Source organism: Spirosoma litoris, assembly GCF_054776755.1.
Window position 1 is genome coordinate 21,159 of the sequence record NZ_BAAHBI010000042.1, and the last position, 18,033, is coordinate 39,191.

Annotated in this window: 17 protein-coding genes; 5 read left to right on the forward strand and 12 right to left on the reverse strand. The window is 46.7% G+C overall.

All coding sequences use genetic code 11. The features are described from left to right. Positions 1-17: 17 nt before the first annotated feature. The 5 genes from argC to fabG form a co-directional block, all read right to left on the reverse strand. Positions 18-1,001, reverse strand: coding sequence for an N-acetyl-gamma-glutamyl-phosphate reductase (gene argC, locus ACYVGR_RS25165; RefSeq protein WP_460961966.1), 984 nt, complete (start codon positions 999-1,001; stop codon positions 18-20). Between the two features lie 34 nt (positions 1,002-1,035). Then, positions 1,036-2,205 carry a glycosyltransferase family 9 protein gene (locus ACYVGR_RS25170; RefSeq protein ID WP_460961968.1) on the reverse strand — a complete coding sequence of 390 codons (1,170 nt, stop codon included), beginning with the start codon at positions 2,203-2,205 and terminating at the stop codon, positions 1,036-1,038. Positions 2,206-2,252: 47 nt separating this feature from the next. Continuing rightward, positions 2,253-3,458: an argininosuccinate synthase gene (locus ACYVGR_RS25175; protein ID WP_460961970.1), complete on the reverse strand. Its 1,206-nt coding sequence runs from the start codon at positions 3,456-3,458 to the stop codon at positions 2,253-2,255. A 100-nt stretch (positions 3,459-3,558) separates the two neighbouring features. Next, a complete protein-coding gene (locus tag ACYVGR_RS25180; RefSeq protein ID WP_460961972.1) occupies positions 3,559-4,437 on the reverse strand; it encodes a diacylglycerol/lipid kinase family protein in 879 nt (292 codons plus the stop codon). A gap of 253 nt (positions 4,438-4,690) precedes the next feature. After that, entirely contained in the window at positions 4,691-5,428 is a 738-nt protein-coding gene (gene fabG, locus ACYVGR_RS25185) for a 3-oxoacyl-ACP reductase FabG (RefSeq protein WP_460961974.1), read from the reverse strand. Between the two features lie 109 nt (positions 5,429-5,537). Here fabG and ACYVGR_RS25190 point away from each other — a divergent pair, with 109 nt between their 5' ends. Then, entirely contained in the window at positions 5,538-5,996 is a 459-nt protein-coding gene (locus tag ACYVGR_RS25190; RefSeq protein WP_460961976.1) for a YybH family protein, read from the forward strand. Positions 5,997-6,054: 58 nt separating this feature from the next. Here the strand turns inward: ACYVGR_RS25190 and ACYVGR_RS25195 are convergent, their stop codons facing one another. Then, on the reverse strand, positions 6,055-7,287 hold the full coding sequence (locus ACYVGR_RS25195; RefSeq protein WP_460961978.1) for an acyltransferase family protein: 1,233 nt from the start codon (positions 7,285-7,287) through the stop codon (positions 6,055-6,057). A 168-nt stretch (positions 7,288-7,455) separates the two neighbouring features. Here ACYVGR_RS25195 and ACYVGR_RS25200 point away from each other — a divergent pair, with 168 nt between their 5' ends. After that, positions 7,456-7,866 (forward strand): MaoC family dehydratase, encoded by a 411-nt coding sequence (locus ACYVGR_RS25200; RefSeq protein ID WP_460961980.1) that lies wholly within the window; start codon positions 7,456-7,458, stop codon positions 7,864-7,866. A gap of 97 nt (positions 7,867-7,963) precedes the next feature. On the opposite strand, the gene ACYVGR_RS25205 is transcribed toward ACYVGR_RS25200, so the two are convergent. Both ACYVGR_RS25205 and ACYVGR_RS25210 read right to left on the reverse strand, forming a co-directional pair. Beyond that, on the reverse strand, positions 7,964-8,143 hold the full coding sequence (locus ACYVGR_RS25205; protein ID WP_460961982.1) for a histone H1: 180 nt from the start codon (positions 8,141-8,143) through the stop codon (positions 7,964-7,966). Positions 8,144-8,288: 145 nt separating this feature from the next. Continuing rightward, on the reverse strand, positions 8,289-9,593 hold the full coding sequence (locus ACYVGR_RS25210) for an aminotransferase class I/II-fold pyridoxal phosphate-dependent enzyme (RefSeq protein ID WP_460961984.1): 1,305 nt from the start codon (positions 9,591-9,593) through the stop codon (positions 8,289-8,291). Between the two features lie 222 nt (positions 9,594-9,815). Between ACYVGR_RS25210 and accC the strand changes: the two genes are divergently transcribed. The 3 genes from accC to ACYVGR_RS25225 all read left to right on the forward strand — a co-directional run bounded on the left by accC (position 9,816) and on the right by ACYVGR_RS25225 (position 12,127). After that, positions 9,816-11,315 (forward strand): acetyl-CoA carboxylase biotin carboxylase subunit, encoded by a 1,500-nt coding sequence (gene accC, locus ACYVGR_RS25215; RefSeq protein WP_460961986.1) that lies wholly within the window; start codon positions 9,816-9,818, stop codon positions 11,313-11,315. Between the two features lie 207 nt (positions 11,316-11,522). Continuing rightward, on the forward strand, positions 11,523-11,732 hold the full coding sequence (gene vapB / locus ACYVGR_RS25220; RefSeq protein WP_460961988.1) for a type II toxin-antitoxin system VapB family antitoxin: 210 nt from the start codon (positions 11,523-11,525) through the stop codon (positions 11,730-11,732). After that, the gene (locus ACYVGR_RS25225) at positions 11,732-12,127 is read left to right on the forward strand and encodes a type II toxin-antitoxin system VapC family toxin (RefSeq protein WP_460961990.1); all 396 of its coding nucleotides are present in this window, start codon (positions 11,732-11,734) and stop codon (positions 12,125-12,127) included. Before vapB ends, ACYVGR_RS25225 begins: the two co-directional genes overlap by 1 nt. A gap of 1 nt (position 12,128) precedes the next feature. On the opposite strand, the gene ACYVGR_RS25230 is transcribed toward ACYVGR_RS25225, so the two are convergent. From ACYVGR_RS25230 to ACYVGR_RS25245, 4 genes are all read right to left on the reverse strand, one after another. Next, entirely contained in the window at positions 12,129-13,208 is a 1,080-nt protein-coding gene (locus tag ACYVGR_RS25230; RefSeq protein WP_460962434.1) for an AAA family ATPase, read from the reverse strand. A 115-nt stretch (positions 13,209-13,323) separates the two neighbouring features. Continuing rightward, positions 13,324-14,259 (reverse strand): PorP/SprF family type IX secretion system membrane protein, encoded by a 936-nt coding sequence (locus ACYVGR_RS25235; protein ID WP_460961992.1) that lies wholly within the window; start codon positions 14,257-14,259, stop codon positions 13,324-13,326. A 171-nt stretch (positions 14,260-14,430) separates the two neighbouring features. After that, entirely contained in the window at positions 14,431-16,803 is a 2,373-nt protein-coding gene (locus ACYVGR_RS25240; RefSeq protein ID WP_460961994.1) for a carboxypeptidase regulatory-like domain-containing protein, read from the reverse strand. A 253-nt stretch (positions 16,804-17,056) separates the two neighbouring features. Next, positions 17,057-18,031 carry a PorP/SprF family type IX secretion system membrane protein gene (locus tag ACYVGR_RS25245; protein WP_182460918.1) on the reverse strand — a complete coding sequence of 325 codons (975 nt, stop codon included), beginning with the start codon at positions 18,029-18,031 and terminating at the stop codon, positions 17,057-17,059. Between the last annotated feature and the right edge of the window lie 2 nt (positions 18,032-18,033).

Consider the following 18,033-nt stretch of genomic DNA (forward strand, 5'->3'; position numbering starts at 1 on the left):
CCAACCGCGTTACCTATTTAAAACGCAACCGATTTCAGGCGCAAACCGGTATCTTCTGGCAAGCCGAATATCAGGTTCATGTTTTGAACGGCTTGCCCCGACGCACCTTTCGTCAGGTTGTCAATGATACTCGTGATAAGCAATTGACCGTCGTGGACTTCTAAATGCAATAGGCATTTGTTGGTATTCACTACCTGTTTTACATCGATTGGCGTATCGCTTATGTAAGTAAATGGATGACTTCCGTAATAATTTTTGTAAAGCTGTTTTGCTTCTTCCAACGTACCTGAAAATGGCGTGTACACATTGGCCATAATACCTCGCGTATAATCACCCCGATACGGTACGAAGTTAATAGCATGGTTAAACTCCGGCTCCAGCTGTGTTAGACTCTGGCGAATTTCGGCCAGATGCTGGTGTGTGAAAGCCTTATAGATCGACACGTTATTATTCCGCCAGGTGAAACCCGTTGTTGGTACAAGCGCCTGCCCGGCCCCGGTGCTACCTGTAATGGCACTCACCTGAACAGCGTCAGTTAATTTTCCCGCTTTAGCCAACGGCAAAAGGGCTAGTTGAATGCTGGTAGCAAAACAGCCAGGATTGGCAATACGCGTAGCTTCCTGAATACGGTCCCGCTGCAATTCGGGAAGACCATACACAAAATCGTCGTGCTCATCGCGAAAATCAGCGCTGAGATCGATCACAGCTATATCATCAGATACTTCGTTTTCTGCCATGAACGTTACCGAAGCCCCGTGTCCTGAACAGAGGAAGATAGCATCAACAGTCGCTTCGCCATCCTTCAACGAAGGAATTTCACCCGAAAATGTAAGGTCTGTATCACCCAGCAAATCGGTATGCGTAGACCAGACGGGTTTCCCTGCCTGACTGTTGCTGTACACAAACGCTACGTTTACAAACGGGTGATTTATAAGAATACGGAGTAGTTCGCCACCTGTGTAGCCAGCTCCGCCAATGATACCAACATTAATTGTTTCCATACTTTTTAGCTAACGACCGCTTTACCGGATTGATTCACTTAGATGACGTAATTCGGCTGTGTGTATTCACGCTCCGAAACCATTCCAGCGCACGATCCAGAACGGTATCGTCAAAAACTGTAACGTATTCACTACTAAACCCGGGCCGATCAATGGTAAGATCCCGACTAAGCTGGTGATTATGAACCACCACCGTTGGCTGACTGGCAATCGGGAAGAATTGAACGCCCATGCCATTTTTCTGAAACGAGAAGGTCGGGCATCCTAAACAGCAAAGGTGCATCGGTAGCGAGTCGAGTGTAAAAGCAACCTGTGCCTGTTCGCTTAAACTGGCAATATCCTGAAGATTCAGCGTACCAACAGCCGGTATCAATCGGTCGGCATCAGCCGGATGATCGTTCCGAACGCGCTCATACAATTCGGTTGTGAACGCTTTCTGTCCACTGAATACTAGCGGATGTGGGCTTTCGGTCAGTAGCCGACTTGCCAATTTAGCCCAGTACTCAATAGGTAACATCCGAAACTCGCCACCTGATTCAGGGAAAATCAGAACGGGTTTATGCGCCGGAACCGAGCGGCTCATCTTGGCCCACAACTCAGTTGGCGAGAGGGCTGGGTGAACAAAGTATGGTTCTACGGTTCGTAAATCGCCCTCAACGCCCATTGGCTTTAATACCTTCAGGATCAGATCGAAGTTGTGAATCTCCTCATCGGGCATGAAAAATTCCTCATCGAGCAAGCCACCGAAACCTCGGGTACCGAAACCCAATTTGCGTTTGACCTTCAGATAGGGCAACACAAAGTGCATAGGCGAATCCGAGAACCGAACATCAACCGAGTAATCATACACCGTATCGCGCAGTTCGTTTATGGCCGATCGGGTTGTTCGGTAAAATTCCTGCCACTTGCCCCATTTCGACAAAGAACGTCGATTTGTGCTAACGTGGTTGAGATGAACAACCTTACGGATGTATGGGTTTCCCTTCCAGATAGGATCGCACCAGGAACCTGCCAATACGTCGATCTGCGCCTTTGGATAGCGTTGCCGAATGAGCGGAAAGGCATACGATAAAATCAGTGCGTCGCCCAAATGCCCCGATGTCATGAGCAGAATAGACGGCGCATCGGTATTTAAAGAGCCGTAATCGCGCTGGCTATAGCTTCCCTGCGCGTATTGGTCAACCACTACATCAAGGAGTTGCAATGGGTAACCAATACGTCGAGGAGCACAATATTTTCGCGATTTACCGATCACTGATTATTAATTTTCTCGTAGATCATTACCTGATTAGAAGCCACTTTTGAGAAGCCCCGTACATCGTCGCCGGTCCAGGCATTGTTCATTTCGCCATATGAACCAAATTTCGACGACATCAGATCATGATCCGACTCGATACCCAGCACCTGGAACCGATAAGGTGCCAGCAACACATGTACTTTACCCGATACATGCGCCTGTGAATCGGCCAGGAAGGTTTCGATGTTGCGCATAACAGGGTCCATAAATTGGCCTTCGTGCAACATCGTGCCGTACCAGTTCGCCAGTTGCTCTTTCCAGTACAACTGCCACTTGCCCAGTACGTGTTTTTCGAGCGTGTGGTGCGATTTAATCAGAATTAATGGCGCCGGAGCTTCGAATCCAACGCGGCCTTTGATGCCAATAATCGTGTCGCCTACGTGAATGTCGCGACCAATACCATACGGCCCAGCCAGTTCAGTCAACTTACGAATGGCATCAACTGGGTTGGCAAACTTCTCATCACCGAACGTCGGCCCGGCAATCGCTTTGATTTCGCCGTGCTGGAACGTGAGCGTAATGGTTTCCGGCTCAGTTTTCGTCACTTGAGTTGGCCAGGCTGATTCAGGCAGAAACTGGTCAGACGTCAGCGTTTCCTTACCACCAACTGACGTTCCCCATAGACCTTTATTGATCGAGTAAGCCGCTTTGTGCCACTCCTGATCAACACCTTTCGATTTGAGGTATTCAATTTCGGCCTCGCGCGACAGTTTCAAATCACGGATTGGCGTAATCACTTCTGCATCGGGAGCAATGATCCGAAACGCCATATCAAAACGTACCTGATCGTTACCAGCTCCGGTACTACCATGCGCAATAGCCGACGCACCAATTTCCCGCGCATATTCAGCAGCAGCGATGGCCTGAAAAATCCGCTCGGCGCTCACCGAAAGCGGATAGGTGTTGTTTTTCAAGACATTACCGAATACCAGAAATTTCAGGCATTGCTGATAATAATCATCCGTTTTAGAGATGGTTACGTGGGATTTAACGCCCAGCGAGTAAGCCCGCTCCTCAATTGCCTTGAGTTCGGCATCGGAGAAACCGCCCGTATCGACAAGCACCGAGTAAACATCCATACCCCGGTCTTCGGACAAATATTTAACGCAGAAGGAGGTATCGAGACCTCCGCTGAAGGCAAGAACTACTTTTTGAGACATCAGACAGAAGACGCCGAACTATATCGCCCGACATCAGTATAGTTTTGGAGGGGCAAATATCGGGCTTTTGACGTTTAGTTGCGTCAATGTGTTGAGAGACTTATAATAAAACCAGCAAACTGCCCGGTAGTATCCGTACTTCAGCCTTCCCGGTGGGTAGCGTCAACGGTTCGCCATCGGCATGAATTAATAACGCTTCGTCAGTTTCTACTGTAGCTGTCGTAATCGAATGCCCGCGCCAGTAGCTCGACAGATTGAGCGTTTTGTTGAATAATCGCCATGTGATCATGGGGGCTGCCTGTGTCGGAAACGGTCGAATCTCGCATTGTTCCAGTCGTCCGTCTGAAATATTGGCCGTTGGTGCCATCCAGGCATTATTGCCGAACTGCCCGGCATTGGCGAAGGTTAGTGAAAATACTTCTTTGGCTTGCCCATTCAACAGCAGCTTTTGCGGCTTATAAGCCTGAAACGCTCGAAAAGCAGTGCGTACATACGTTGGCAGACCACGCACAGGCTGCCTGGCAAACTCATGGGCTACATAGGCCTCAAAGCCCAGGCCAGCCGTGCAGAAAAATGGGTATTCGTTAATTTCTCCACTATCAATCACCACAGGCCGACCATTCAATGCTCGCTCGATGGCTTTCATTGGATTGAGAGGGACGCCCAAATGACGAGCCAGTCCGTTACCCGAACCAATGGGTACAATTCCCAACGCCGTAGCCGACCGCCGAAGGGCCTTGGCAATTTCATTAATAGTTCCATCGCCCCCAATGGCCAGCACACGCGTAACACCCCGCTCAACGGCAGCCGCTGCCAATTCGGTAGCGTGCCCGGCATGCGTTGTATGGGCAATTTCGGGAGCGTAGTCCAGAGCCGTAGCCTGACGCATAAAGGCATCCTGAAGCAGTTTTTTCTGCTCGACAGACGTGGTGCCAGAATTTGGATTAATGATGGCCAAAACAGCCGATCGGGTAGCCACTTACGAAAAAAATATAAACAAGATGAGAATGAAAACAACGATAAACACATAGTACCAGCCGTCCGAAAAAATGTACGGCTTATACTCATTATAAAATTTTCGGATTCTGTTCATGGATCAGTGACGGCAAATACATCCGCAAAGATACGGTTTGTTTCAAGTTCAATGTTTCAGGTTTCAAGTTCAATGTTCCATATTATACGTTATTGGCCAACCTAGAACATTGAACTTGAAACCTGAAACATTGAACCTTTTACAACGCCTGCCCCCCATTGACAGATAACACGTGTCCATTCACAAACGACGCTTCATCCGATGCTAAGAATAAATATGCGTAGGCAATGTCTTCGGGTTTACCAATACGGCGCACGGGAATAGTCGCGACCGCCTGATTGCGAACTTCGTCGGGCATGGCATCGGTCATGGCCGTTTGAATGAATCCGGGAGCCACAGCATTAGCTGTAACACCTTTTGGTCCAAGTTCTTTAGCCCATGATCGCACCATACCAATGATGCCCGCTTTTGCAGCAGCATAATTTGTTTGTCCGAAGGCCCCATGAACCCCGTTGATCGAGGATGTGCAGATAATTCGGCCATATTTTTGATCAACCATGTAAGGCGCAACCACTTTGGTACAGTTAAATACGCCAGTCAGGTTTACATCAATAACCTGTTGCCACTCAGCAAATGACATTTTCAGGAGCGTTTTGTCGCGTGTGATTCCGGCATTGTTGATCAGAATATCGATCCGGCCATAACGGTCAAACACATCACGGGCTGCCGCTTCGATGGTTGGCACATCTGTTGTGCTAACGTGTTTGAATTCGCATCGAAATCCTTGTGCAGCCAGCGCTTGTGCCGTGCTTTCGCCTTCGTCGAGCACATCCCAGATAATGACGGTTGCACCTTCCTGGCAAAATACTTCGGCAGCTTTCTGACCAATTCCTCGGGCAGCACCGGTAATAATGGCTACTTTATTCTGTAATCGCATGGTTGTCGTACCTAAAAGTCTACGTAGAATACGCGTTAAATAACGGTAAAATATAGGCTATTTGCCAACCACAAACAGGCTTCTATCGTTTCATTAAAAAATAGTCATCATGAACCGAATTATCGTCGCAGTCTTACTTACGTCAATATGGTGGCCCGTCTTGGGTCAGCACACTATCGAATCCGAACAAAAGGAACTATCGAAAGAACGTCGAACCATTCTGCAAATTCTGGAGCGCCAAACCACCGACTGGAATTCTGGACGAGTCGATAAGTTTATGAATGGCTATTGGCCCTCCGATTCACTCACCTTTGTTAGTAAGGCGGGCATTACCTATGGGTATGAGGCAACGCTCGCCAATTACAAAAAACGATATCCCACTCGCGTTTCTATGGGAACGCTCAAATTCGACATTTTACAATTGGATTTCCCCTCGCCTGACGTCGCCTACGTTATCGGCCGCTTCCACCTAACGCGCCCTAAAATTGGCGATGCTGATGGCTACTTCACCCTCTTATGGCGTAAGCTTAACAACCACTGGCTAATCGTCAGCGACCATTCGAATTAATTGGCGAAAGAGCGAAAGAATGAATGAGCGAAAAGACTCACTTCAAGACTACGCTCTTTCACTCTTTCACTCTTTCACTCACCAACTGCGTAGGCTCCTTGGAGGATAGGCGATCGCGGAGTTCGGTGACGGGCTTCTCGAAAAATTTGTATAGAAGGGTTGACGATACCAGTACTAGTACCCAAAACAGGCCAACTTTTAGCCAACCAGTTGTATAGGAAGTTGTTGGTATTCGCTCAATTATGTTCAGCATAATGGGGGTTAAATTCAGCAAATACATCGAATACGAAATCAGGCTGATATGCGTGATTGCCCGTGCAATGCCAAAGCGAGCCCATACGCCCGTCGCGGTTCGCCATCCGTCCATATAAGGCATAAGCAAGGTCATGCTTAGCCCAATGAGTGGAAAATAGAATGTACGTTTAAAAAATGTGTAAGCCGGGAAAAGCCCAAGCTCACCATAGTAACCAATAATGACAATAGAAGCCGAGAAAGAAGCGATCACTGTCATGATCAGACCAATAACCAAAAGTCGACGACGCAGTGATTCATTTGTCCATCGGGCCGGGAAATAATGTCTGGCGTAAGCCGCCAGCACCCCATATGAAATAGCATCCAGTCGTGTTATTACAATGCCCCGATAACCTAGCTCTCCCTCCGAAATCGGAATCTGTAAGGCCGTTATAAACCGGTACAAATTCGTACTAATAATAATGGTTAAAATAGTTGTCAGCACAATTCGCTGCCTTGACCACCTCCCCGAAAATAGGCTATGCATGATCCATAACACCAACGGGAGCGTAATGTACGACCACTCTTCGATGGCTAAACTCCAGGTTTCGGTGAAGAAATCGGGAACGTATTGCGCAAAGTTCTGGACGAAAAAGAAGTACTTAATCAATGTTCCTGCTGGAGGCAAATTATGATGGAGGCCACTACGCCAGGCCCTTACCAAAGCCATCAGAATCAATCCACCCAATACCAGGTAATAGTTGGGTAAGGTCCGAAACCACCGGCGTGTCCAGAAATTAAGTAATAACTCCCGATCGAAGCGTTGCTTTTTTTCATAGGATCGAATCAGAATACCGCCAATTAGAAAACCACTCAGGACAAAAAATAACTCGACGCCATCGGGCAGCAGATGATGCAGAAAGATTCCATTATAGTATTCTTTCAAAGCAATCGTTGCATGGGCATCCACCACGATCAGGATGGCCAACGCCCGCATCACATCTAATCCAAATACGCGTTTAGCAGTCGCCGTATGGAGCGAAAACAAGTTCGTAAGCATAAGTAACCACGAAGGTAATGATGAATGATGAATGATGAATGATAGCCGGACTAGTGAACCAGCAATCTGTAGAGCCGAGCTATTCCTGAATCATCATTATTCATTGTACATTCGGGGCAGCTTTTGTAGCATATCATTCATCATTTATCATTTATCATTCATTTTCCTATGGAATTTGGACTCAATGCTGTTCATCGCTACGCCTTTCAGTTTTCGCAGGCCGATGTAGTCGACTTTGCCCGCGTTACAGGCGATAACAACCCGCTTCATCTTGACGCTGACTTTGCCGCTCAAACGCCCTTCAAACGCCCAATTATTCACGGTATGTTAGGTGCCAGCGTATTTACAAAAGTGCTGGGTACGGAGTTTCCAGGCTACGGCTCCGTTTATTTAGGCCAAACGCTGGAGTTTTTACGCCCTATGTTTGTCGATACAGACTATGAAGCTACGTTCACCGTTCAGTCGATTGATTCGGTTAAGCACATTGCCCAAATTTTGGGTGAAATCCGGGATGTAAAAACAGGGAAGGTTACAACAAAAGGCGTTGCTACACTTATGCACAAAGAGAAGGTTCTGTAAAACGAAAAGCAGCCCGTTCGCACAAAAATTTAAAACTCCCTCACCAGCCTACTAGCCGACGAGGGAGTTTTAAATTTTTGGTCTTAAGGACCTTTGCTTACGCAGCCGCGTTCTTGGTATTTTGAACTTCCGAACGGATTTCCTGCGCCAGCGTTTTCAGATCCTGCATTCCTTTACGAACGCGAGTACCGGCAGCCTGGTTATTTTTTTCGTAGAATTTTTCGAAATCACTTTCTAGCGACATAACCAAATTCTTTACTTCATCGAAGCGTGCCATAGCGATAAGTATGGGTTTAAATGTGTGAAAAATGCCCAAATTCCGCTAAAAACGCGGTTTTCGACTGAAATTTAGTCATTCTCTTATACAGCGCAATAGCTTAGACAAAAAAATGACCAAAAAATCCAATTTTTCACCAAAAACCCTACTCAGTGGCTGCTTCGGCCGATACTTCCAGTGTTTTTGGGGCTACAGGTGATATATTTTCCCGGTAAACACCGCGCTTGAGCTTATCACCCATTTGCGCGAAGGCATTGAGTGTATATTCCACATCTTCCAGCGAGTGAGCAGCCGTTGGAATAATGCGCAACATGATCGTACCTTTCGGAACAACGGGGTATACAACGATCGAGCAGAACACGCCCATATTTTCGCGAAGATCCTTCGTTAGGGTAGCCACTTCGGCAACGCCCCCTTCAATATGGTGCAGGAACACAGGCGTTACGGGCGATTCTGTTTCGCCAATATCGAAGCCTCGTTCGCGCAGACCATTCTGGATGGCCCGAACGTTTGCCCAGAGTTTATCCCGGAATTCCGACGAGTTGCGAATCATCTCCAGACGCTTCAGCCCACCCACTACGTAAGGCATCGGGAGCGCTTTAGCGTACGTCTGCGAACGCATGTTATACTTCAGGTACATGATGATGTCGTGATCGGCCGCGATAAACGCACCAATGGCAGCCATCGATTTAGCGAAGGTTGAGAAATACAGGTCAATTCCCTTCTGGCAGCCGAGCATTTCACCAACACCAGCCCCCGTTTCGCCCATAGTACCGAAACCATGCGCATCGTCAACTAACAAACGGAATTCGTATTTCTCTTTCAGCGCAACAATCTTATCCAGGCTACCAACCTTACCCGACATCCCAAACACACCTTCGGTAATAACCAGAATGCTTCCTCCCTTCTCGGCAGCTAGCTTAGTGGCCCGCTGAAGGTTTTTCTCCAGACTAGCCATGTCATTATGGTTGAATTTGTAGTATTCACCCATTTTGGCCTTATGTAGCCGGATACCATCAATCAAACAGGCATGGCACTCAGCATCGTAAACGATTACATCACGGTGATCCACAACAGCCTCGATGGCCGACATAACCCCCTGATACCCATAGTTGAGCAGGAAAGCGTCTTCTTTCCCCACAAATTCAGCCAGCTCCTTTTCAAACTTCTCGTGGAGATCGCTGTTTCCCGACATCATGCGGGCTCCCATTGGGTAAGCTAGGCCCCAGTCTGCCGATGCATCGGCGTCCGCCTTCCGAACTTCGGGGTGGTTCGCTAAACCAAGGTAGTTGTTCAGGCTCCAGTTCAGTACTTCTTTGCCCCGAAAACGCATGTGGGGGCCAAGCTCGCCTTCTAATTTAGGAAATGCGAAATAATGGTGGCCATTGAACTCCCGTGCCGGCGAACCGATGGGACCTAAGTTGTTACGTAGCTTCTCAAATAAATCCACTTTTTATTATTGTTTATCAGGGCAAACCCTTGTTTTTTACAGAGTAAATGCAAAAATACGGTTAACTTTCGGTAGCGCAAATTTTCGATTCGATAATCGTTTTGTAACAATCATGTATTATTGTTACAAAGTAGTCATGAATAGTCAAGAATAGTCAGTATTGCAACTTCTTGACAATCTTTGACTACTCTTGACTATTCCTGATATTTTCTGACTAGCAGCGTGGCTAAAATCAATAAACTCCTTATTGCCAATCGGGGCGAAATTGCTTTACGAATTATGCGAACTGCCCGTGAAATGGGTATCCAGACGGTCGCTATTTACTCCGAGGCCGATCGGAATGCACTTCATGTTCGCTATGCCGACGAGGCTGTATGCGTTGGTCCGCCCCCCTCAACGGAATCGTATCTGCGGACCGACGAAATCATTGATGTGTGTAAACGATTGAACGTCGATGCCATTCATCCGGGTTACGGCTTCCTTTCCGAAAATGCCAATTTCGCCAGCGCCGTTCGGCAGGCAGGGTTAATTTTCGTTGGACCTTCTCCCGAAAGTATTGAGGTGATGGGCAGTAAACTGGCGGCTAAAGCGGCCGTTGCCCAATATAACATTCCGATGGTACCTGGCACTCCTTCGGCCATTACCGACCGGGAAGAAGCCAAAGTTATATCTGCCCAAATTGGTTACCCTGTTCTGATTAAAGCCAGTGCTGGCGGTGGCGGCAAAGGGATGAGGGTGGTTGAGAACGAAGCGGAATTTGATGAGCAGATGGATCGCGCTGTGAGTGAAGCACAATCCGCTTTTGGCGACGGTTCAGTATTTATTGAAAAATACGTCACGTCGCCCCGACATGTTGAGATCCAGGTATTGGGCGACCAGCACGGCAATATCATTCATTTGTTTGAGCGGGAGTGTTCCGTACAGCGACGGCACCAGAAAGTAGTTGAAGAAGCTCCTTCGGCCATTCTAACGCCCGAAATTCGGGAAGCTATGGGTCGGGCGGCTGTCGATGTAGCCCGTGCCTGTGGCTACTATGGAGCCGGAACTGTAGAATTTATCGTCAACGATAAGCTTGATTTTTATTTCCTGGAGATGAACACGCGCCTTCAGGTCGAACACCCAGTTACTGAACAGATTACGGGTGTCGATCTGGTGAAACAGATGATTTACATCGCCGAAGGCAAACCGCTCACAATTAAGCAGGAAGATTTACAGATCAAAGGTCATGCAGTAGAAGTACGGGTGTACGCCGAAGATCCGGCCAATAACTTCTTACCCGATGTGGGCACACTCGAAACCTACATACGACCACAAGGAAACGGGGTTCGCGTTGACGATGGTTTTGAGCAGGGCATGGCCATCCCAATCTACTACGACCCGATGATTGCTAAGCTCATCACCTACGGCGACTCGCGCGAGGAAGCCATTCAGAAAATGATTCGCGCCATTGACGAATACCAGATTTCGGGTGTACAAACAACACTCCCTTTCTGCCGGTTTGTGATGGAACATGACGCATTCCGGTCAGGCCAGTTCGATACGGGCTTTGTGAGTAAATACTTTACCCCCGACAAACTAACTACACCACCCGATACGACTGAAGCCGAATTAGCGGCCATGTTAGCGGCTTATCTAATGGAAAACCGAAAGCCAAAACAAAATGGAACAAGTACTCAGGTAGCGACTAAGGTAAGTAAGTGGAAAGCCAATCGGATGGGGTGAAAAGTTAAAGGTAATTATAAGAGGCTTTTAGCTAGTTATTATCTTCGTAATCAGGCTATGTTTAATTTTTGTGATAAAAAAGAGCAAGACAAAGTGTATCCTAAAATAGCATGCCATGGCATCATCTTTTGAGCTGCGCGAGTTTATGGTCATATATCATTGAACAATAGCTGGAACGATAAACGAAATTCAAAATCTCCCAACAACATGACAGAAAAACTCATCATATCACAGCTTTATCAATTACCTGAAAATCTAAAGGTAGAGGTGCTTCATTATATTGAATTCCTTAAAAATAGATATAATCACCAGTCAACCGAGAAGCCACATAAACGCAAGTTTGGCAGTGCGCAGGGTAAATATACGCTTTCGGCTGATTTCAATGCGCCATTGGAAGACTTTAATGAGTATATGTAATGAATTATCTGATTGATACGCAAATATTTCTTTGGTTCATCAGCGGCTCAACAGAATTGAGTAAAAAAGCACGAGAAACAATAGAAGATGAAGACAATGAGATCTTTATCAGTATTGCTAGTTTATGGGAAATTTCAATTAAAACTGCACTTGGGAAGCTGACCATTAACGGCAACTACGAGACAGTGATTAATGACGTAATGGAAAATGAGCTAGAAATACTACCAATCAACTTTATTCATACGGTTGAACAAAATAGGCAACCATTTTATCACAAAGATCCTTTTGACCGAATTATCGTAGCAAAAGCTATTGTGGAAGAAATGAACTTGGTAAGTAGTGATGTAATTTTTGACGATTATCTGAAGACTAAATCGATAAAACGAATCTTCTAAGCTAAAACCCCATCTTCACTTCGTGTCGTTCGCCCGAAACCGTTTGCTCTTCGAGGTTGAAAATATCAGCCAAAGTCATGGGGTCTTTGGTGCGATAGTCCATTCCCAGATGCGTTAGTAACTTGTTGGCTTTGGCTGCGTCCAGTTTACCAAACGCATAATCGACCATCAGACGCCCTTTTCGAAGCAGTGCTTTGTCTAGCAGATGTTTGCTGGCGTTGAATGTGGCAATGACCTGTATATGCATACAGTCGGCAAGGAGGCCATCAGTCAGGTTCAGTATGTTCGAAACGCTATTCGTGTCGCCACCGGCCTCACGCGACTGTAGAATTCGTTCGGCGTCTTCGATGATCAACACAGAGTCTTTATTATCCAGCAAAAACGGAATAATTTCGGGCGATGTCAGGTAATTGGTCATATAAGGCGGCAAAATGAGCATGTCCTTTTTGACCAGCGAACTGAGGTGTTTGATATAAGTCGTTTTACCCGTTCCAGGCTCACCATGGAGCAGAATCAGCCCTTTGCTTTTGGGTTGAGCCAACAGATTAACCAACCGATCATGAACAACCAGGAAATCATCGTTGTAGTGCAATTCCAGATCGATGGTGGGTGGTAGAATTTCTACACGTTCGGTGTGCAAACCACCCAGACCACTCTGAATCAGGTATATATGCGTCTGATTATCTTCGTGTACATATTTATGATCCTGAAATCCATCCAGTAGCTTCTTTGCCGATAGCTCGTCACGATAGTAGCCGTAGAGTCTAAAAAAGCGATCCCCCACAAACTCGGCTTTCAATAGGATGCCATCTTCGTGTTGATAAATCCGCTCGATAGCATGCCAGCCCTGATCCGTAACCCGAATAGAGTGGTTAATTAACACAAACCCCCGTGTTTCTAACAATTGTTGCCCAGATGGCTTAAAATCATCATTGAAATGAAGATAATTCGGGTAAGAACCGAACGTCTGCACAAAATGCGGAGCAAGCGGAAACTCACGATCAAGATCGCTGGGTATATACAAATTCTGAATAACAGATTGATTAGGCATACGACTACTGGCCGATAAATAGCGCAACATGTCGGCCCTGAAAATCTCAGTAGAAGGTTTCACACGGGCATTTTGTTACGTTTCAAGGGGGACAATTTACTACTTTTTTTCATTGCCTTACCTATGTAAAAAACCAGGCAATAGATCAATACTTAAACGTCAGCACGTTGGGAGAAAAACGAAGCATAATCTCATGAACGCTCTTCTGATCATATTGCATGGCGTTGGGGCTTTCCGGGGTTTGGGAGTTGAAGGTATAAGCCAGCCGGATTGCTTTTGTTAGTTGGTATTCGGCTATTGCCTGCACATAGTTTGTCGAAATTACCCCTGGACTATTCTGCCGGTACGACAGTCCCAATCCTATCTGTTCGTTGAACCATGCCCGAAGGTTGATATCAAAGCCAAGATCGCGATCGGCGATTTTTGAAATCAGGACAGAGGGAATCAACACCGTATTTTCAGCAACTTCAATGGGCACTCCTGCCTGAATCATAATCGGTCGGACACTTTTGTAAATGTATCGCCCCGTCAGATCCGTCACCTGTCCGCTCAGTTCTGGTGCCGAAACACCGGCAAAGAAACGATCTGACTGGTAGTAAACTCCTACGCCCAGGCTGGCAACCGCTTTATTTATACTTGTGGCTGTAGTTACGTCGTAAAGCGGTATTACACTTACTCCTCCCTGAACTCCAATGGACAGTTTTGCCAGGGCCGGCAAGTTAAAACGGTAGGCAACGCTCCCGTACGCTCCCTGCGTTGTGTATACCCCCATTTTATCGTTTAACGCCTGGAAACCCAGTCCTACCTTGCCATTGGCCACAGCCCCATCAACTGCCACGCTCTGCGTAACCGGAGCATACCGAACACTAATCCATTTGCGTCGGAGAAAGGCTGATAGATGTAATGATTCACGACTTCCAGCATAAGCGGGGTTGATACTTAAAGGGTTTAAGAGGTACTGTGAGTACAAAACTTCTTTTTGTGCGTAGACACGCTGACTCGAAAACAGTAAAAAGCTACCGATCAGAAAAGAAATAATTGAGGTAAGGAAACCTAAGCGCATAGAGTCGTTTAAATGCATAGAGTCGTTTAAATAAAGAAACAAGTTGCGAGGTTTTGCGTGGAAAACCTAAAGCATTAAAAAAAGTAAAACACAGAGGGCACAGAGAAAAAACGGAGTACACGGAGAAAACCAATAATAGCGCTCTGTGTACTCCGTTTTTTTCTCTGTGCCCTCTGTGTTTAAAATTTATTAATCCAACTTGAGAATTTTAATCTCGGTCCGGCGATTTTGCTGATGTTCTTCTTCAGAACAGTTCACGCCGTCTTTGCATTTATTCAGCAATTCGCTCTCCCCATAGCCTTTGGCCACCATTCGTTTAGCTGCAATGCCTTTCGATTTTAGGTAAGCGACTGCCGCCCTTGCCCGACTGGTTGACAATGTATTGTTGTATTTGGCTGTTGACCGACTATCGGTATGAGAACGCATTTCGATGGTCATGGTTGGATATTTCTTCATCAAGTCAACCACCTTGTTCAACTCAACAGCCGCATCGGGCCGGATATTCGATTTGTTAAGGTTGTAGTAGATGTTATCGATTTTAACAACATCACCCTTCTTAAACATAGTTAGGTCGGTTGAACCAACACCTTCTTTGGAAATACGACTACCCATTGAAGCCATGTTGTCCTTCATGGCTTCGAGCGAATAGTTGCATCCTGGTTTCACCGGGAATTCATAGCTACCATCCTCACCTGTAGTAGCTTCCTGCTTACTACCATCACATTCGTTCACTAACACGACTTTTACACCAGCAATTGGAGTTTTGTCGGTTTGAGTTGTTACCCGACCACGCAAGGTGGTCATGGCCGTAGACTCTTCTGCTTTCGGTTTCGTTAAGGGAATTTCTAAACGAGAAGGCTGATCATCAGACAAATCCTTCGTCGAGAAACCAACTTTACTGTCGGTGTATCCTTCGTGACTGGCCAGGAATTTAAAGTCGCTGTCTACATCCAAACAAATACGAACCAAGCCTTCCGAATCAGTTTTCAGCTCCTTCTGCTTATCGTTGGCGGCATTATCCCAGGCAACTGAGGTATTTGCCAATGGTTGCTTTGAATCGGCATCGGTAACACTTACCGTAAGCTCACGACATGGATAAAGCGATCCCTCACGCGTAAAACGGTATACGTCATCGTCGGCACCCCCATTTTTACGGTTACTGCTGAAATAACCATGCATCCGATCACCATCCGTTACAATGCCAAAATCATCTTTAGGCGAGTTAAGCGGTTCGCCCAGGTTACGTGCGAGTACGCCTTGCTGGCCATCGGGCGTGAGTTGAGCATAGAACATGTCCAGATCACCCAGGCCAGGACGACCGTCGGACGAGAAATAAATATTCCCTTTTTCATCGACAAATGGGAATAGCTCATTCCCCTTCGTGTTCACTTCTTTGCCCAGATTAACAGGCTCACCCCATTTTCCGTTAGTCCACTTAGACACATAGATGTCGGTCCCCCCTAACCCACCGGGCCGATCTGACGAGAAGTACAGGAGTTGATCATCTTTCGACAGTGCTGGGTGCCCCGTCGAATACTCATCACTATTGAAGGGCAATTCTTCTGCTTTACTCCAGATGCCATTTGTTTGGGTTGCGGTGTAGAGCTTGAGTTTATTCACCCCATCACTACTCTTCCGGTACTCGCCTTCATTGAAGTTGTTGCGCGTAAAGATCACCCGCGAGCCATCTTTTGTAAACGTAGCGGGCCCTTCGTGGTATTTGGTATTTAACGTCCGGCTAAACCGATCAGACTCGCTAATTGGCTGATCTTCATATCCTAGGTTAATATTGGTACCCCCATAGAAACCTATTGTTTTTGAGTCATTGGCAGTTGGTGCCGTGAAATCATCACTACCCAGCGGCCGAATCAGTCGGGTTTGGGGGCGCCTTACAGCTGTTTTACTTCCCCCTAAACTTGAGGCTTTACCGCGTAATGTTTGCGCATCAGGCAGATAATACAAATCCAGGAACGGAGTATTGTTCCATTTGAAAACGCGCTTGATCCCATTTCCGCCCGTACCTGCCGACACAAATACAAGCCCCTCTTTATACAGCACCGGACTAAACTCGGCCCGTTTGGTATTCATACTCAGGAATTCAACTTTATAGCTACCAGCATTTTTCGTCAACGCGCTTACATCGCTATAAAGCTTTGAAAATGAGGGAGCCCGTTTGTCTGAATTCTGGACACTACCATATTTATCATAGGCTGCCTGTGCTTCTTTGTATTTACCGTTGCTGGCCAGGGCCTGCGCATAAAACAGGTAGCATTTGGAATAATCTGCCGGTAAATCTCCTTCGCCAACTAAATCCCGATAAACACGTTCAGCATTAGGCATATCACGCGTTTGCTGATAACTATATCCCAGCTTGGCTCTCGCATCCCGACGGTCGACGTCTGACATAGCGGTTTGTTTCGTAAGAACCTGCTCGTATAACTCTATGGCCTTTGTATAGGCTAACTGGTCGAACTGGCGGTCGGCTTGTTTAAGCAGCGACTGGGCCATCAGGGGACTGACAAACAGCCAGAGAAGAGCGATGAAAGGAAGAATTCGTGTCATACACTAGTGTAAGTTGGTAACCGGCAATACAAAAAAATAAGGTGCATGCTCTCTAATCGCTTAGGAGAATACACCTTACTAACAAGCAAATACTGAGCCGGAATTAGCTAAAGAAAGCGTGAAAAGACGAAAATACTTTCGTCTTTTCATCACATTTTTTGAAAAATAAAAAAACAGAAATTAGGCTATTAAATTATTGAAAGACAAATCTTTACAACAATTCAACAACCTAATTTCTGCCTTTATTTTCTACTTAAAAATAACGCGGTGTCAGGATTTTGTTCTTACCGAAACCAAACTCATACCGAATCATAATTTCGTGCGAACTAGGAGCTACACTCTGTAATCCGTTCATCGTGTAATCATAGGCATAACCGAATCGGAACTGGTCCGTTAGCTGAACTTCAAGCAAGCCAACGACAGCGTCGGTGGTGTACTTAGCCCATGACGAAAACTGATTCCGGCGAATCGATGCACCAATAGAAATACGATCGGCAAACCAGAAATTGATGTTTCCATCGAAGCCCAGTGGCGCACCTTCTGCATATTTCACCAGCAACGATGGCTTCATTTTGATGCCTGGTGTAAGACCAACCACAAACCCAGCGGCTAAATAAGCCTGACGAGCCTGCACCGACCGATAGTCGCCCACGTTGTACTCGCTCAGTTTGTTTTTAATCAAGCGAGGCACCGATAAGCTCAGATATGCCCGGTCGTTGCTCAGGTAGACACCCGTACCGAAGTTGGGCAGGACCTTTGAGATGTTGGAGGCAAAAGCTGGGTCAACTTGATTATCGGGCGACGTTTTTACGTCCGTTAAATTAAGCTGATAGCTTGATGCACCTCCCTGTAAGCCCAACGCCAACGTTGTTTTAGCGCCTACTTTGATACGGAAGGCGTAAGAGGCAAAGCCACCGGCTTCCTGCAAGACACCGATCTTATCGCTGTAGAGCTGCAATCCAACGCCAACTCGTTCATTATTCAGGGGCATATCCATCGTGAACGTAGCGGTCTGGGGCGCACCCGGTAAGCCAGTCCACTGGTTCCGATAGAGTGCCGACATGCTCAGCACATCTCGACTACCGGCATAGGCCGGGTTAAGGGCCATCATGTTGAACATGTACTGCGAGAACATCTTGTCCTGCTGAGCCCGGACCTGGCTGCTACCGATCCCAAGGATCAGTAGCAGCACGACTGCCCAATGTTTTTTTGAAAACTGATTTGACATCG

What these genes read in the sequence shown, in the direction of transcription:
- argC (WP_460961966.1), bottom strand. Translation starts at nt 1,001, where the DNA reads ATGGAAACAATTAATGTTGGTATCATTGGCGGAGCTGGCTACACAGGT.
- ACYVGR_RS25175 (WP_460961970.1), bottom strand. Translation starts at nt 3,458, where the DNA reads ATGTCTCAAAAAGTAGTTCTTGCCTTCAGCGGAGGTCTCGATACCTCC.
- fabG (WP_460961974.1), bottom strand. Translation starts at nt 5,428, where the DNA reads ATGCGATTACAGAATAAAGTAGCCATTATTACCGGTGCTGCCCGAGGA.
- ACYVGR_RS25190 (WP_460961976.1), top strand. Translation starts at nt 5,538, where the DNA reads ATGAACCGAATTATCGTCGCAGTCTTACTTACGTCAATATGGTGGCCC.
- ACYVGR_RS25195 (WP_460961978.1), bottom strand. Translation starts at nt 7,287, where the DNA reads ATGCTTACGAACTTGTTTTCGCTCCATACGGCGACTGCTAAACGCGTA.
- ACYVGR_RS25200 (WP_460961980.1), top strand. Translation starts at nt 7,456, where the DNA reads ATGGAATTTGGACTCAATGCTGTTCATCGCTACGCCTTTCAGTTTTCG.
- ACYVGR_RS25205 (WP_460961982.1), bottom strand. Translation starts at nt 8,143, where the DNA reads ATGGCACGCTTCGATGAAGTAAAGAATTTGGTTATGTCGCTAGAAAGT.
- vapB (WP_460961988.1), top strand. Translation starts at nt 11,523, where the DNA reads ATGACAGAAAAACTCATCATATCACAGCTTTATCAATTACCTGAAAAT.
- ACYVGR_RS25225 (WP_460961990.1), top strand. Translation starts at nt 11,732, where the DNA reads ATGAATTATCTGATTGATACGCAAATATTTCTTTGGTTCATCAGCGGC.
- ACYVGR_RS25230 (WP_460962434.1), bottom strand. Translation starts at nt 13,208, where the DNA reads ATGTTGCGCTATTTATCGGCCAGTAGTCGTATGCCTAATCAATCTGTT.
- ACYVGR_RS25235 (WP_460961992.1), bottom strand. Translation starts at nt 14,259, where the DNA reads ATGCATTTAAACGACTCTATGCGCTTAGGTTTCCTTACCTCAATTATT.
- ACYVGR_RS25240 (WP_460961994.1), bottom strand. Translation starts at nt 16,803, where the DNA reads ATGACACGAATTCTTCCTTTCATCGCTCTTCTCTGGCTGTTTGTCAGT.
- ACYVGR_RS25245 (WP_182460918.1), bottom strand. Translation starts at nt 18,031, where the DNA reads ATGTCAAATCAGTTTTCAAAAAAACATTGGGCAGTCGTGCTGCTACTG.